The organism is Kitasatospora sp. NA04385 (assembly GCF_013364235.1).
Classification (GTDB): domain Bacteria; phylum Actinomycetota; class Actinomycetes; order Streptomycetales; family Streptomycetaceae; genus Kitasatospora.
The window spans coordinates 7,819,236-7,831,758 of record NZ_CP054919.1 but is presented as its reverse complement, the minus strand read 5'-3'; the positions used below and the strand labels follow the sequence as shown (position 1 = coordinate 7,831,758).

Genomic DNA, 12,523 nt, shown 5'->3' with positions numbered 1-12,523 from the left:
GACTTACACCTAAACCGAGGGTGGCTCAGTTTATCGGAGCGCCACCCGACCAGACAGGGGGAACCCGCCGTGATCCTGCTGACCGGAGCCACCGGCTCGATCGGCCGCCACCTGGTGCGCCGGCTCGCCGAACGGGGGGCCGGGTTCCGCGCCCTGGTCCGCGACGAGGCCAAGGGCCGCGCCCTGGGCTGCCCGTACGCGGTCGGGGACTTCGACGACCCGGCCTCGCTGGCCGCCGCCTTCGCGGGCGTGGACCGACTGTTCCTGGGCGGGCCCGGCGCGCTGCCGGTGGACGGCGAGCAGCCGATGGTCCGTCAACTCGGCGCCGCCATCGACGCGGCCGCGGCGGCGGGCGTCGAACGGGTGGTCAAGGTCTCGGTGTGGCACGCCGAGCCGGGCGGCCTGCTGGCCCAGGGCGCGCACGGGGTGCTCGACCGCCGGCTGGCCGCCGCCGGACCGGCCTGGTCGCTGCTCCAGCCCTCCGGCTTCCTGCAGAACCTGCTCGCCCCGGGGGCGTTCACCCCGGACGGGCGGCTGGTGGCCCGCTACGGCGGCGCGCCCGTCTCGCACATCGACACCCGGGACGTCGCCGAGTGCGCGGAGGTGCTGCTGACGGGGCCGCCGCGGCCGGGCGAGTCCTTCGTGCTGACCGGCCCGCAGGCGCTGACCGACCGGGAGTTGGCCGAGCGGATCGCGTCCGCCCTGGGCCGCCCGGTCGGCCTCGCACCCCTCGCCCCGGAGCAGGTCGCGGCCGCGCTGACCGCCCAAGGCGCCCCGCCCGGTTTCGCCGCCGACCTGGCCGAGCTGCTGCGCGAGGTCGCGGCCGGGTCGCTGGCCGAGGTGACCGGCGCCGTCCCCGCCCTGCTCGGCCGCCCGGCCCGCACGGTCGACGCCTTCCTCGCCGACCACCTGCCCGCCGTCCGGGCGGCCCGCCGACTCCCGTGAGCCCGGGCGCCCCTGCCGCCGGCCGCACGGCCCGGGTGGAAGCCGGAACCTGAGTACACGTACTCTGGCCGCCGAACGACCGCGTACGGAACGATGACCGCACCGACGGGCCGTCCGGGCCCGCCCGCCGACCGGAGCACCCACCGTGAAACGTCCCGCCCTGGCCGTGGCCACCGCCGTGCTCGCCGCGGGCGCCCTGCTCACCGGCTGCGGCTCCACCCACCCCGCCGGGGGCGCCTCGGGCGCGGGCGCCTCCCGCCCGAGCGCCTCGGACCCGGGCGCTTCGAAGCCGAGCACCTCGGACCCGAGCGCTTCGAACGCCGCGCAGGAGGCCCAGCAGAAGTACGAGCAGCAGCAGAAGCAGGCGGTGGCCGACCACGACCGGGCGTTCCCGACCGTCGCGAAGACCTGCGCGGGGAAGTCCACCGCGGTGCCGTCCCCGGTGGCCCCGTCCCCGGTCGACCCCACGCCCTCGCTCGGCGCGGACGCGCACGTGGGCCAGCCCGAGAACCCCAAGTACGCCGAGAACCACGCCTACCTGCAGACCGTCGCGCTGAGCCCCGTCCAGCAGTGCCGGGGCGACGCGCACGCCGCGCTCATCGCCGCCGGGCTCGTCGGGAAGGCCCCGACCGGGCCCGAGCAGGCGAAGGAACTGCTCACCCGCCTCGGCTACCCGGGCGCCGTCGTCACCCCGGGCACCGGCGGCGTGCAGTTCAGCGTCTTCGTCCCGCAGATCGGGCCCTGCCTGACGGGCACGCTGTCCGACCCGCCGCGCATCGAGGTGCACGGTCCCTACGTCGAGGGCGGCTGCACCCCCTCGAAGGGCGGCCACTGAGCGGGGCGGCCACCGCACCCGGCACCGCCCGCCGCCCCGGAAATCCCCTCCGTCCCGGAAATCCCCTCCGTCCCGAAAATCCCCTCGCCCCTCGACCGACCCCGGCGGGAGGATGGGCAGATGACGAACGATCGACTGATCCGGCGGGCGGCCGGTCTCTGGGAGGGGCTGGCCGCCGCACCGGCCGCCTTCCCCGCGCCGGGCGCCGCGACGGTCGTGGTGTCCCCGAAGTCAGCCCTGTGCCCGCCGGGTTGGTGCGGCCTGCTGACGCTGGGGGGCGCCGTGCTGGCGACCGCGCCGGACGCACGGCGGGCCGAACTGCTACGCGCCGCCCTCCGCTCCGCCCCGGAGGCCGCGTGGAACACCGGACGGCTACGGGCGGCCCTGCCGATCGGCCGGATCCTCGGCCCGGCCACGCTCGCCTACCTCGCCCCGGAGACGTTCACCCCCGCCCCGCCCGCCCTGGACGACCCCCGCCTGACGCTCGCCCAACTCCCCAACGACCACCCGGCGCTGCGCTCGTTGGAGGCCCGGGTCGACGAGGAGGAACGCGGCGAGGCCGCGCTCGACGAGATCACCTCCCCCGCCTTCGCCGTCCTGCGCGACGGACACGCCCTGGCCGCCTGCGGCTACCGCGTCTGGCCGTACGAGACCGCCCAGTTCAGCATCCTCACCGCCCCGAACGCCCGCGGCCGCGGCCTGGCCCGCACCACCGCCACGACCGCCGCCGCCCACGCCCTGGCCGCCGACCTCCTCCCCCAGTGGCGCGCCCGCGTCCCCGCCTCCCGCCGGGTCGCCGCCCGAATCGGCTTCCACGAACTGGGCACCCAACTCTCCGCCGAGCTCCCCTGACCAGCAACGCAGCGTACGGAAGGGCCAACCCGCCGTCCGGAACTCCCCGGCAGGGCAACCACACCCGCCCTCGCCCCGGGCCCGCACCACCGCCTCCCCCCGGATCAGCTTCCGCGGGCCGAGCCCCCTGACCAGCAAGCCTCAACGACGACCCGCGACCAACAACGCGGCGTGCGGAAGAGCCAGCCCGCCGTCCGCCGTGCGGAACTCCCCCGCGAGGCGGACGTACTCGGCCTCGATCCGGGCCCGGACCTCCGGCGTCTGGTGGTGCAGGAGTTCGCCGATGAAGGCCACCCGCCCGGCGGGCCCGGCCCACCACTCCTCGGTGGTGGTGCGGTGGTTCCAGCGCAGGGTGCGGCAGCTCGCGTCGCGTAGGCCCCCGGCAGTGAGCAGCCCGGTCAGGCCCTCGGGGGTGGCGATGGCCTGGAGCGCGGCGGGTGGCGGCGGCAGGTGCGCGGGCCGGGGCGCCCTCGCGGCTTCGACGGCCCGGCCGAGCAGGCTCTGCCCGGGCGCCGCGGGGGCGGCCCAGACGGTGAGGGCGATCCGGCCGCCGGGGCGCAGCACCCGACGCAGTTCGGCGATGGCGGCGTCCGGCCGCCCGACGTGGTTGATCACGAAGTTGCCGACCACCGCGTCGAACGACCGGTCGGCGAAGGGCAGTTCGGGCAGGGTCGCAGCGCGCACCTCGGCCTGCGGGGCGTTGCGCCGGGCTTCGGCCAGCATGCTGGGCTCGGCGTCGACGGCGGTGACCCGGGCGCCGCGCGCGCAGGCGGCGGCCGCCGCAGCGCCCGTCCCGGTGCCGACGTCCAGCACCGCGTGGCCGGGCCGGACGGCGGCGGCGTCGAGCAGGGCGGGCACCGGGTGGGCGCACAGCCGGGCGAAGCTCGCGGCGTAGGCGGTGGCCCGGCCCGTCCAGATCCGCCGTTCCAGAGCGTCGAACGCGTCGAGGGCCTCCGGCCGGTCGGCCGCCGCAGGGCCGGGGCCGTCCACCGTGAAGTTCGCCATCCGCCCGCCCCTCGCCGTCGCCTCGACTGCCGGTCGTCACCCGTCCTGACGGCGGCTCAGCCCTGTTCGGTTCCGCGCACCTTGGTCAGGAATCCGGCCAGGTTGTCGCGCAGCCGCTCGATCCGCTGCTCGGGCGTCAGCGACTCGTGGATCTTGGTGCCAGTCTCGCACAAGCCCCGGACGTACAGCGAACAGGCCAGGTCGCTGCACATGTAGGCGCCGACGGAGTTGCCCTGCCGCCCGGCCGGGCCGGCCAGCGGGGCCACCAGCAGGGAGACCCCGCCGGTGTGCGTGGTGACGCACAGCGAGCAGATGCTCCGGCGGGCCTGCCAGGAGGCGCCGGAGGAGGCGCGCAGGACGACGGTCTGCGGGCGGCCGTCGATCTCGGTGACCAGGTAGGCGCGGTCGGGGGCCTGCGGGTCGCGCCAGCCGAGGAAGTCCAGCTCGGACCAGGGCTGTTCGGCCAGCTCGCGGGGCAGGTTCAGTCGCTTCGCCTCGCCCTTGGAGCAGTTCAGGAACGCGGCACGGATCTCGGGGTCGGTCAGCTCTCTCACGAAACACCACGCTAATTTGCCTAAGTCATTTAGGCAAACGGATAATGCTTCCTGAAAGCTTCCGGGAAGCGGGAAGTGCGGGAACCAGAGAGGAACGGGTGAACACGGTGGCACGTGCAGGTCTGACCCCCGGGGTGCTGGCCCGGGCGGGCGCGGAACTGGCCGACGAGGTGGGCTTCGAGCAGGTGACGGTCACCGAGCTGGCCCGGCGCTTCGACGTCAAGGTCGCCAGCCTGTACTCGCACGTCCGCAGCTCGCACGACCTCAAGGTCCGGATCGCCCTGCTGGCCCTGGAGGAGCTCGCCGACCGGGCCGCCGACGCGATCGCCGGGCGGTCCGGCCGCGACGCCCTCGCCGCCTTCGCCGAGGCCTACCGCGGCTACGCCCGCGAGCACCCGGGCCGCTACGACGCCGCCCGGCTGCGCCTCGACCCGGAGACCGCCGCCGCCGGCGCCGCCCCCCGGCACTCCCAGCTGACCCGGGCCATCCTGCGCGGCTACCACCTCTCCGAGCCCGGCCAGACCCACGCGGTCCGGCTGCTCGGCAGCGTCTTCCACGGCTACATCGGCCTGGAGGCGGCCGGGGGCTTCGCCCACACCCCGGTGGACCCGCAGGAGTCCTGGGACTGGATCGTCGACTCGCTGGACGCCCTGCTCCGCGCCCGCGCCGACGGCTGAACCAACAGGCCCGGCAGGGTGGCAGCCGCCCCCGGACAGCGCCCGGACGCGGCAACGACAGCCCCCCGGACGCGGCGACGGCGGCCGCCGGAGGAACCGGCGGCCGCCGTCGGGCCGTGCCTACGAAGCCTACGAACCGCTCACGCGCCTTCACGCACCGGGAGCTTCCAGCCCGGGCGCGGGTAGTGGCAGGTGTAGCCGTTGGGGTAGTGCTGCAGGTAGTCCTGGTGCTCGGGCTCGGCCTCCCAGAAGTCGCCCAGCGGGGTGACCTCGGTGACCACCTTGCCGGGCCACAGGCCGCTGGCGTCGACGTCCGCGATGGTGTCGAGGGCGGTGGCGCGCTGGGCCTCGTCCGCGTAGAAGACGGCCGAGCGGTAGCTGCTGCCGATGTCGTTGCCCTGCCGGTCGAGGGTGCTCGGGTCGTGGATCTGGAAGAAGTACTCCAGCAGCGTCCGGTAGCTGATCCGCTCCGGGTCGTAGACGATCTCCAGCGCCTCGGCGTGGCCGGGGTGGTTGCGGTAGGTGGCGTGCGCGTTCTGGCCGCCGGTGTAGCCGGTCCGGGTCGACTGGACGCCGGGGAGCTTGCGGATCAGCTCCTGCATTCCCCAGAAGCACCCGCCGGCCAGGACAGCGCGGTCCGTGGTCATCTCGTACTCACTCCTCGCATGGGACGTCGACTCGTCCGCCCGGGGCACCGCCCCTGGGGGACCATCCGGTCCAACCGCCGGACGGCCCGCGGTGTTCCCCGTCCGGCCGACGGAACCTCGGTGACCTGCGGCCTCAGCCGGCCAGCCCCTCCAGCACCTGCGCGCCGGGCAGCGCGGCGGCCACCGCGCCGGGCAGGATCAGCTTCCCGCGCCGCCGGCCGCTGCCGACCAGCACGTACGGGGCGGCGGCGACGGCCGCGTCGACCAGCAGCGGCCAGTGCGCGGGCAGGCCGACGGGGGTGATGCCGCCGTACTCCATGCCGCTCTCGCCGACGGCGGTGTCCATCGGCGCGAACGAGACCTTGCGCGCCCCCAGGTGGCCGCGGACCGCCTTGTTGACGTCGAGCCGGGTGGTGGCCAGCACCAGGCCGGCGGCCAGCGTGGTCTCCCCGCCGCGCTTGGCCGCGACCACCACGCAGTTCGCGGAGGCCTCGACCGGGACGTCGTAGGCGGCGCAGAACACGGCGGTGTCGGCCAGTTCCGGGTCGGTGTCCACGTACAGCACCTGCCGGGCCGAGTCGGCGTCCCACCGCCCCAGCAGTTCGGCGACCGGGGCCGCCAGTTCCCCGACGACGTCCACCGCGCGCCGCACCTGCGGGAAGTTCCCGAACGGCGCCCGCACCGACTGCTCCACCTGCTCGCTCATGCCCCCGACTCTAGCGGGGCCGGACCACTTCTCCGCTCACTCCGCCCGGGCCGCCCGCCACCTCCAGGACGTACGGCGCGGACGGCCCGGAAGCCCGGCCCGCCCGGTGCACCAGAGCAGGACGGGCGCGGGGTCGCCGGCGGGAGCGTCGGGGAAGAGCCGGGCCAGCACGGCGGCGCAGAGCGCCGATGGGGGCGTCCAGTCCAGGGCGAGGCCGGTGGCGATGTCGTGGGTGTGCAGCAGCGTCTCGGCGGTGCCCATCGCGGCGAAGCCGGCCGGATCGGTCGGCCCCCAGTGCCAGGCCCGCCCGTCCGGGTCGGCCGCGGCCAGGGCGAGGGCCAGCAGTTCGCCGCAGGCCAGCGCGGTGGCCAGCACCTCGGCCGGACGGGCGTCCGGACGCACCGTCAGGTCGAAGGGCAGGTAGCCGTCGTCGGGGCGGGCGGCGACCTGCCCGGCGTAGCCGAGCAGGTCGTGGCCGATGTGGGCCAGCGTCTCCCGGCAGCTCCACTCCAGCGGGCCGGCCGGGACGCTCCAGTCCCGGCCGAGGTGCGGGGTCAGGACGCGCCTCGCCTCGGCCAGCGCGGCCCGCACGTCCCGCTCGCCCATCCCCTCGCCCGCACCCGCACCCGTGTTCATGCGCCTATTGACTCACGCGCCCCGCCCGGCTCACAGGTAGGGACGGGTGATCAGTTCCAGGCCGTGGCCGGACGGGTCGAGCAGGTAGACGCCGCGCCCGCCGTGCTCGGTGTTGGTCTCGCCGGGGCGCCGCATCTGCGGATCGGCCCAGTGGTCGATGCCGCGCTCGCGCAGCAGGGCGTGGGCGCGGTCGAACAGTTCGTCGTCGACCAGGAAGGCGTAGTGCTGCATCTGGATCTCCACCGGCGGTTCGGCGAACTGCAGCAGCACGCCGTCGGCGAGCAGCAGGTTGGTGAACGGGCCCCAGGAGGGCGCCTGTTCGGCCTCCAGCAGCTCGCGGTAGAAGCGGGCGGACGCGGGCGCGTCCTTGGCGGCGACGATGGTGTGGTTGAAGGCGGCTGGCATGGCCGGGTGAACCTCGTTCCGGGTGTGGTCGGTCTGGGGACGTGTGCGCGCACTGCTCCCCGGGCCCGGCGGCCCTCGGACGTGCGGACGCCCCGATGGCACCCGGGGCGCGGTCAGCCGCCCACCGGGTCACCGATCCGTACGTGGCCCATGGCCGTTCCGGTGTTCACCCGGCCACCGTACGCAACGGCCGCACCCCCCAGCAAACCCTTTTCCGCCTCCCCGCGACTCCCCTCCGCCTCCTCGCATCGCCCCCTCCCGCCCCGTGGGAAACCGGGTGCGGACGGCCTCCCGCCGACGCTACCGTCGTGCGGATGGCCGACGAATGCTTCACCCTGCCCCGGCTGGCCGCGGTCTACGACGCGCTCGACCCGGACCGCGACGACCTGCTGCCCTACCTGGCCCTGGTCGACGAGCTGGGCGCGTCCGAGGTGCTCGACCTGGGCTGCGGCACCGGGGTGTTCGCCCTGCTGCTGGCCGGGCGCGGCGTGCGCGTGCTGGGCGTCGACCCGGCCGCCGCCTCCGTCGGGGTGGCCCGCCGCAAACCGGGCGCCGAGCGGGTCCGCTGGCTGGTCGGGGACGCGACGGACCTGCCCCCGTTGCGGGTCGACCTGGTCACCATGACGGCCAACGCCGCCCAGGAGATCACCGACCCGGCCCACTGGTCGGCCACCCTGCGGGGCATCCGCGACGCGCTGCGCCCGGGCGGGCACCTGGTGTTCGAGAGCCGCGTCCCGGCCCGCCGCGCCTGGGAGTCCTGGACCCGGGCGGCCTCCCACCGGGTCGACGACCTGCCGAACGTCGGCGCGGTGGAGAACTGGGTGGAACTGCTGGACGTCACCGGCCCGCTGGTGACGTTCCGCCGGCACTACGTGTTCGCCGCGGACGGACGGCACCTCACCTCGGACTCCACCCTGCGCTTCCGCACACGCGCCGAGGTCGAGGCCGACCTGCGCACCGCCGACCTCGACCCCGTCGAGGTCAGGGACGCGCCGGACCGCCCGGGCCGAGAGCACGTCTTCCTGGCCCGCCGCCCCTGAGCCCCGTCCCGAGGCTCCCGACACCACCGGGGCGCAAGAGACGCCGCACACCTGCCGGACATCCGTTGTGCACTTTCTCACCACCTCCAACACTCCTGGAATCAACCCGGAATTCTCATTGACCCCTCATCCGGCGTTGGTTGTGTGACCGGTGTCGATCGGTACGCAACGGACGAGCGAGGAGGTACGCGACGGCTGCCCGAACTTGCCTCCTCGACCACCTGCCTGCGACGGCTCTCGCGATCATTCTGAAACGATCAGTTACAGCAGATCCAGGACGGACGCGCTCCACCCAAGGGCCTCAGGCGTGTGCCAGCGAGGTCGCTCTCCTGTCCCGGCCATGGTTCGACCAGCCACGAATGCTTGCCGGTGGGCCGGCTGATGTTCCTGGACCCGGTCCCACAGCGCCTGCGCCTGTAGGTGATGGCCGGTGCTGACGAGGAACTCGATCAGATCCTGAGCGAACCCCCACGCGGTGAGAAGCGCATCAGGAGCCGTCCGCGCGAGCTGCGCGGGATCGGCGGTACTGGCGAACCACGGGAGCGCGGTGTCGCGAAGGTGAGCTGCGAACTGCTCCAGCCTCGTCAGGCGTTCCTCGGGACGGGTGAGCACCACGGAGTGCTGACCGGGCATGTCGAGGAAGCTGGAGGCGCAGACGATCGACTCGACGGATTCGGGGCGGCGAACGGTCAGCTCCGAATTGGCTCGACGCCACGCGCCGAGGTCCTCGTCGAAGACGGTCAGGCTCGCCACGGTGAACTCGATGAGGTGTCCCGATCGGTTCCGCTTGCTCTTCTCCAGTTGGAGCACCTCACGGCGGACCGACACCCGTCGCTCGAGCGAATGCCGGGACCTGACCCACCCGAATCCGTCGAGCATCCCCGCCAGGCAAGCGGCCCCGACATAGACGACATCGGTCGGCTTGTCGGCCTCAAGAAGACGGACGATCAGGTCATCAGGCTGCGTCAGGTGCACCCGCACATGATGCCGTACGAAGATCCGCCGGACCGGCCCAGCAGCCACCGAGTCGGCCGATCGGCCACTCCCTCCCCTCCGCGCTTCCCGCCTCCGAGGAGAACCATGGCGCACGCCACGAGCAGGCTGTCGGCCGGTGACACCCGCTACATCCAGGCCCGACGGTACGACACCGCCCCGGACAGCGGGCGGGTCCCCGACCGGCCCCACCCGACCAGCGCGCCCCGACCACGGCCGCCCGATGGACTGGCAGGCTGAGGGGCAGCCGGTTGATGCGGGATGCGGGGTTCCCGTGGGCCGCCCACCGGGACTACCGTTCGGTAACATCACCTCCACGTCCGAATGCCCCAGGAGAGCCGATGACCACCGACCGCTCCGCCCGCCTGCTGGGCGGGCTCCTGCTCGCCGCCGGGGCCGCGCACTTCGCCGTCCCGAAGCCGTTCGACGCGATCGTGCCGCGCGGCCTGCCCGGCGCGCCCCGGACCTGGACCAGGGCGAGCGGGCTGGCCGAGCTGGCCGTGGGCGCGGCGGTCCTGCACCCGCGCGGCCGCCGCGTCGGCGCGCTGGCGGCCGCGGGCCTGTTCACCGCCGTGTTCCCGGCCAACGTGCAGATGGCCTACGACTGGCGCCACCGCCCGGCCCCGCTGCGCGCCGCCGCGTTCGCCCGGCTGCCCCTGCAGGCCCCGCTGATCCTCTGGGCACTGCGGGTCTCCCGACACTGACGCCCCCTCGGCCGAGCCGGGCAGCGGGAACCGGGCAGCGGGAACCGGGCACCGGGAGCCGCCCGCGCGGAACTCCGGGGCCGACCGGTCGGACCGGTCGGCCCCGGAGCCCGTGGTCACTGCGAGACGCGGACGTAGTCGACGATCATCTTCTGCGGCAGGACGGTGGTGGCGTCGGGGTTGCCGGGCCAGTCACCGCCGACCGCGTTGTTGAGGATGATGTAGAAGGGGTGGTCGTACACCCAGGGGCCGCGGGTCTGCTCCAGCGTCGAGCGGTCGACGGTGAAGAAGTTGTGGCCGTCCACCGCGAACGTCATGTGGGTGGAGTCCCAGTCGACGGCGTAGGTGTGGAAGTCGGAGGCGAAGTCCGACCCGGCGAGGGTGTACGGCGAGCCGTAGCCGCCTCCGCCGTTGTAGGCCGGGGCGTGCAGGGTGGAGTACACCGAGTCCGCGACCTTGCCGACGTGCTCCATGATGTCGATCTCACCGCAGTACGGCCACGGCGTGCCGGACTTGAAGTTCGAGCCGAGCATCCAGAACGCGGGCCACAGGCCCTGGGTGCCGCTGACCTTGATGCGGGCCTCGACGTGCCCGTAGGTGAAGTCGAGGTGGCCGTGGGTGTTGATCCGGCCGGAGGTGTACTGGCCGTTGGCCTCCTTGCGGGCCTCGATGACGAGGTTGCCGTTGCCGTCCAGGTTGGTGTTGTCGCCGTTGGTGTAGAGCTCCAGCTCGCCGTTCTGGCCGTTGCCCGGGTCCTGGGTCCACTTGGCGGGGTCCGGCTTGGTGTTGGCGGCGCCGTTGAACTCGTCGCTCCACACCAGGCGCGGCGGGTTGGCCGGGTTCGGCGGCAGCGCGGGCGGCGCGGTGGGGTTGCCGCCGGTGCCGTACACGTCGAAGCTCCACAGCGAGTAGCCGTAGCCGTTGCTGCGCGCGGTGCCGTACATCCGCACGTACCGGCCGGTGCCGTCGACGTTGAGGGTCTCCTTGAAGCCCTTGCCGGTGGTGGTGGAGTAGATGCTGGTCCAGTTGGTGCCGTCCGGCGAGACCTGGATCTGGTAGGCGGTCGCGAACGCCGGGTCCCACTGGAGCACGACCTGGGTGACGTGGGCGGTCGCGCCGAGGTCGACCGCGATCCAGCCCGGGTCGACCCAGCCGTTGACGTCACTGGTCGCCCAGCGCGTCGCCGGGTCCTCGTCGAAGGCCTTGGCCGGCGTGCAGCCCGAGCAGTTGCCGCTGTCCTGGAAGGTCGAGGCGGTGGCGGGCTTGCCGTACGAGAGCAGCGTCTTCCCGCCGCCCGGGTTGCCGGTGCCGCCCCCGCCGCCGGTGAAGACCTGGAACTCCCAGAGCGAGTACCCGTACTGGGTGGCGCGCTGGGTGCCGAGGACGCGGACGTAGCGGCCGGTGCCGGCCAGGGTGATCAGCTCGGTCGCGCCGCGGCCGTCGGCCGTCGAGTAGACGGTGCTCCAGGTGGTGCCGTCGGTGGAGGTCTGGATCTGGTACGCCTTGGCGTACGCCGCCTCCCAGGACAGCTGGACGCCGCAGACGTTCTGCGCGGAGCCCAGGTCGACCTGGAGCCACTGCGGGTCGGCGGCGGCGGAGGACCAGCGGGTGCCGGTGTTGCCGTCGACCGCGGCCGAGGCCGGGGTGCCGCCGTTCTCGGTGGAGGAGGCGGTCGCGGCCCGGTTCAGGGCGGCGTTGGTGGTCGAGCAGGCGCCGGTGCCGGTGCCGGTGCCCGCGGTGCCGTAGACCTGGAACTCCCAGAGCGAGTACCCGTACTGGGTGGCCCGCTGGGTGCCGAGGACGCGGACGTAGCGGCCCGTCCCGTTCACGGTCAGGCTCTCGGAGCCGCCCCGCCCGGTCGTGGTCGTGTAGACGTTCGTCCAGGTGGTGCCGTCGGTGGAGGTCTGGATCTGGTACGCCTTGGCGTACGCCGTCTCCCAGGTGAGGGCGACGGAGGTGATGGTGTCCGTGGCGCCGAGGTCGACCTGGAGCCACTGCGGGTCGGCGGCGGCGGAGGACCAGCGGGTGCCGGTGTTGCCGTCGACCGCGGCCGAGGCCGGCGTTCCGGCGTTCTCGGTGGAGGAGGCGGTCGCGGTCTTCCCCTGCGACAGCAGGGTGCCTTCGGCGCGGGCGGGGGCGGCCTGGTTCACCGCGAGCGCGAGGGTCGCGATCAGGACGGCGACGAACGCGAAGACCAGGGGTCGGGGCGGTGCGGCGAGGGTGCGAGGTGGGGGGCTACCTGTCACGGCATCTCTCCTGGGGTGGTCTTGAACGAGAGAGCGCTCTCTCATGCCGAGATGATTACGCCGCTGTTGCGCCCACGTCAATGAAGTGAACAGGGTTCAGAATACTGACCGTCAATCGGTGCACCTCAGACCGATATTCGGGCATCGAAACGGATATTCCTCGCAATACGGCTCACCCGACACTCACTCGCGCTACACAAGATTGACTCAGCCAAAGACCGACACAGCCCGCGGCCGGGGCGCCGGGGCGGAGTTGCACCCGCAGCGGCGGCAGGCCC

14 protein-coding genes are annotated in these 12,523 nt (G+C 73.8%); 6 read left to right on the top strand and 8 right to left on the bottom strand.

Annotation, left to right across the window (positions count from 1 at the left end; genetic code table 11):
* Positions 1-69 precede the first annotated feature (69 nt).
* From HUT16_RS34655 to HUT16_RS34645, 3 genes are all read left to right on the top strand, one after another.
* Complete coding sequence (locus HUT16_RS34655; protein WP_176191959.1) at positions 70-945, top strand: NAD(P)H-binding protein; 876 nt, start codon at positions 70-72, stop codon at positions 943-945.
* A 145-nt stretch (positions 946-1,090) separates the two neighbouring features.
* On the top strand, positions 1,091-1,780 hold the full coding sequence (locus HUT16_RS34650; protein WP_176191958.1) for a hypothetical protein: 690 nt from the start codon (positions 1,091-1,093) through the stop codon (positions 1,778-1,780).
* A 120-nt stretch (positions 1,781-1,900) separates the two neighbouring features.
* On the top strand, positions 1,901-2,632 hold the full coding sequence (locus tag HUT16_RS34645) for a GNAT family N-acetyltransferase (protein WP_176191957.1): 732 nt from the start codon (positions 1,901-1,903) through the stop codon (positions 2,630-2,632).
* Between the two features lie 141 nt (positions 2,633-2,773).
* Here HUT16_RS34645 and HUT16_RS34640 read toward each other — a convergent pair whose 3' ends face one another.
* Positions 2,774-3,637, bottom strand: coding sequence for a class I SAM-dependent methyltransferase (locus HUT16_RS34640; protein ID WP_176191956.1), 864 nt, complete (start codon positions 3,635-3,637; stop codon positions 2,774-2,776).
* 56 nt (positions 3,638-3,693) lie between these two features.
* Complete coding sequence (locus tag HUT16_RS34635) at positions 3,694-4,191, bottom strand: FBP domain-containing protein (protein ID WP_176191955.1); 498 nt, start codon at positions 4,189-4,191, stop codon at positions 3,694-3,696.
* Between the two features lie 107 nt (positions 4,192-4,298).
* On the opposite strand from HUT16_RS34635, the gene HUT16_RS34630 reads away from it, so the two are divergent.
* Positions 4,299-4,868 (top strand): TetR/AcrR family transcriptional regulator, encoded by a 570-nt coding sequence (locus tag HUT16_RS34630; RefSeq protein ID WP_176191954.1) that lies wholly within the window; start codon positions 4,299-4,301, stop codon positions 4,866-4,868.
* A 140-nt stretch (positions 4,869-5,008) separates the two neighbouring features.
* Here HUT16_RS34630 and msrA read toward each other — a convergent pair whose 3' ends face one another.
* The 4 genes from msrA to HUT16_RS34610 all read right to left on the bottom strand — a co-directional run bounded on the left by msrA (position 5,009) and on the right by HUT16_RS34610 (position 7,262).
* Positions 5,009-5,515 carry a peptide-methionine (S)-S-oxide reductase MsrA gene (msrA, locus tag HUT16_RS34625; RefSeq protein WP_033222870.1) on the bottom strand — a complete coding sequence of 169 codons (507 nt, stop codon included), beginning with the start codon at positions 5,513-5,515 and terminating at the stop codon, positions 5,009-5,011.
* Between the two features lie 133 nt (positions 5,516-5,648).
* A complete protein-coding gene (locus HUT16_RS34620) occupies positions 5,649-6,221 on the bottom strand; it encodes a YbaK/EbsC family protein (RefSeq protein ID WP_254898136.1) in 573 nt (190 codons plus the stop codon).
* A 36-nt stretch (positions 6,222-6,257) separates the two neighbouring features.
* On the bottom strand, positions 6,258-6,857 hold the full coding sequence (locus HUT16_RS34615; RefSeq protein WP_254898135.1) for a maleylpyruvate isomerase N-terminal domain-containing protein: 600 nt from the start codon (positions 6,855-6,857) through the stop codon (positions 6,258-6,260).
* 30 nt (positions 6,858-6,887) lie between these two features.
* Positions 6,888-7,262 (bottom strand): VOC family protein, encoded by a 375-nt coding sequence (locus HUT16_RS34610; RefSeq protein ID WP_176191953.1) that lies wholly within the window; start codon positions 7,260-7,262, stop codon positions 6,888-6,890.
* A gap of 314 nt (positions 7,263-7,576) precedes the next feature.
* Here HUT16_RS34610 and HUT16_RS34605 point away from each other — a divergent pair, with 314 nt between their 5' ends.
* Positions 7,577-8,302, top strand: a complete 726-nt coding sequence (locus tag HUT16_RS34605) for a bifunctional 2-polyprenyl-6-hydroxyphenol methylase/3-demethylubiquinol 3-O-methyltransferase UbiG (RefSeq protein ID WP_176191952.1) — start codon at positions 7,577-7,579, stop codon at positions 8,300-8,302.
* Positions 8,303-8,563: 261 nt separating this feature from the next.
* On the opposite strand, the gene HUT16_RS34600 is transcribed toward HUT16_RS34605, so the two are convergent.
* On the bottom strand, positions 8,564-9,277 hold the full coding sequence (locus HUT16_RS34600) for a hypothetical protein (protein WP_176191951.1): 714 nt from the start codon (positions 9,275-9,277) through the stop codon (positions 8,564-8,566).
* 359 nt (positions 9,278-9,636) lie between these two features.
* On the opposite strand from HUT16_RS34600, the gene HUT16_RS34595 reads away from it, so the two are divergent.
* Entirely contained in the window at positions 9,637-9,999 is a 363-nt protein-coding gene (locus HUT16_RS34595) for a MauE/DoxX family redox-associated membrane protein (RefSeq protein WP_176191950.1), read from the top strand.
* Between the two features lie 116 nt (positions 10,000-10,115).
* Here HUT16_RS34595 and HUT16_RS34590 read toward each other — a convergent pair whose 3' ends face one another.
* On the bottom strand, positions 10,116-12,170 hold the full coding sequence (locus HUT16_RS34590; protein ID WP_254898418.1) for a discoidin domain-containing protein: 2,055 nt from the start codon (positions 12,168-12,170) through the stop codon (positions 10,116-10,118).
* Positions 12,171-12,523 lie beyond the last annotated feature (353 nt).